This window comes from Streptomyces sp. NPDC058964, from assembly GCF_042741275.1.
GTDB lineage: Bacteria > Actinomycetota > Actinomycetes > Streptomycetales > Streptomycetaceae > Streptomyces.
Genome location: NZ_JBHYKH010000080.1, coordinates 22,595 through 24,576, shown reverse-complemented (window position 1 = coordinate 24,576; position 1,982 = coordinate 22,595). Strand labels below are relative to the sequence as shown.

Sequence of the window (1,982 nt, the reverse complement as noted above, 5' to 3'; positions counted from 1 at the left end):
CGCCCACCGGAGTTCGATGCCGTCCGAGCGTGTGAACCAGGACTGGTCGCCCAGCATCGCGTCCAGGATCAGCCGCTCGTAGCCTTCCAGCGCGTGCTCCTCGTTGTACGAACCGGCGTACTGGAAGACCATCTCGGCGTCCTCCAGCCGCATCGCGGGTCCGGGTTCCTTGATGAGGAACCGGGCCGTGATGCCTCCCGGATCGTCGAAGTCGATCACCAGTTCGTTGGTACGCAGACCGGAGCCGTGGCCGACGTCGAGCGGGAACATGCGCAGCACAGGCTCCCGGAAGCCGAGGGTGACCAGGTGTCGCCCCTGGGCGAGGGATTTGCCCGAACGCAGGAAGAAGGGCACTCCGGCCCAGCGCCAGTTGTCCAGTTCGACGCGGAGGGCGACGAAGGTCTCGGTGTCCGAGTTCGGGTCCACTCCGGGTTCGTCGCGGTAGCCGGTGTACTGGCCGCGCACGACATGGGCGGGGTCGAGCGGCCGCAGGGACTGGAAGACCTTGTGCTTCTCGTCCCGCAGCGCCTGCGCCTCGAACGTGGTCGGGGGTTCCATCGCCACGAATCCCATGAGCTGGAAGAGGTGAGTGACGATCATGTCCCGGAAGGTGCCGGTCCCTTCGAAGAAGCGGGCCCGTCCTTCGATACCGATCTGCTCCGGTACGTCGATCTGCACGTGGCTGATGTGGTCCCGGTTCCAGATGGGTTCGAACAGGCCGTTGGCGAACCTCAGGGCCAGGATGTTGTCGACCGACTCCTTGCCGAGGAAGTGGTCGATGCGGAAGATCCTCGACTCGTCGAAGACGTTGTGGATCGTGGTGTTCAGGGTCCGGGCCGACGGAAGGTCGGTGCCGAAGGGCTTCTCCACGATCACTCGCGCGTTCTGCGAGAGTCCTGTGTCACCCAGCAGCTGGACGACGGAGGAAAAGGCGACCGGGGGCACCGCCAGATGGAAGAGCCGGCGCGGCCGCCCCCCGAGCGCCTGCTCGGCCGCTTCGACGGCGGCCAGCAACGGCTGCGGATTCTCCTGGTCCGCGGCACCGAAGCTCAGCATCCTTTCGAATGCCTCCCACGTCTCGCCCTCTGGTTTCGAACGTCCGAACTCAGCGACCGCTTCGCGGGCGTGGGCACGGAACTCCTCGTCGCTGAGGGCGGCGGCGGCGGGCGCGGAACCCACCACCCGGTAGTGCTCGGGCATCAGTCCGGCATTGGCCAGGTGGAACAGGCCGGGCAGCAGCTTGCGGCGGGCCAGGTCGCCGGTCGCGCCGAAGAGCACGATCACATGGTCATCCGGACGCTGGCCCGGGGATGTGTCCGGCATCGGCTGCGACACGGTTCAGCCCGCCTTCTCGGCGTGCCCGCCGAACTCACCGCGCATCGCCGACAGGAGTTTGTCGGTGAACTCGCCCAGTCCGCGCGAGGCGTATCGCTGGTAGAGCGAGGCGGTGATCACCGGCGCGGGCACGCTCTCGTCGACCGCTGCCAGTACCGTCCAGCGGCCTTCCCCGGAGTCGGAGACCCGGCCGGCGAAACCGTCGAGCTGCGGCGATCGGGCCAGCGCATCGGCGACCAGGTCGACGAGCCAGGAACCGACCACCGAACCGCGTCGCCATACCTCGGCGACCTCGGCGACGTCGATCTCGTAGGCGTACGCCTCGGGATCGCGCAGCGGGGCGGTCTCGGCGTCGACGCTCCGGTCGCGCAGTCCCGCGTCGGCGTGCTTGATGATGCTCAGGCCTTCGGCGATGGCCGCCATCATCCCGTACTCCACGCCGTTGTGGACCATCTTCACGAAGTGGCCGGCTCCGCTCGGTCCGCAGTGCAGGTAGCCCTCGGGGGCGGTGCCGGTCGTCGCGGTCCGCCCGGGAGTGGGTTCCGCGCTGCCGGTGCCCGGGGCGATGCTGCGCAGGAGGGGGTCCAGCCGCGGGGCCGCCAGCCGCGGGCCGCCGCCCCCCAGGCCGTTGCCGCCGTCCCCGCCCC

Annotated in this window: 1 protein-coding gene and 1 pseudogene; both read right to left on the bottom strand. The window is 69.0% G+C overall.

Annotation, left to right across the window (positions count from 1 at the left end):
* Positions 1 to 1,323, bottom strand: a 1,323-nt coding sequence (zwf, locus tag ACFW2E_RS13305; protein ID WP_384465777.1) for a glucose-6-phosphate dehydrogenase, incomplete at its 3' end; no start/stop codon positions are given.
* A gap of 15 nt (positions 1,324 to 1,338) precedes the next feature.
* Positions 1,339 to 1,982, bottom strand: a pseudogene (locus tag ACFW2E_RS13300) (6-phosphogluconate dehydrogenase (decarboxylating)); the annotation flags it as partial.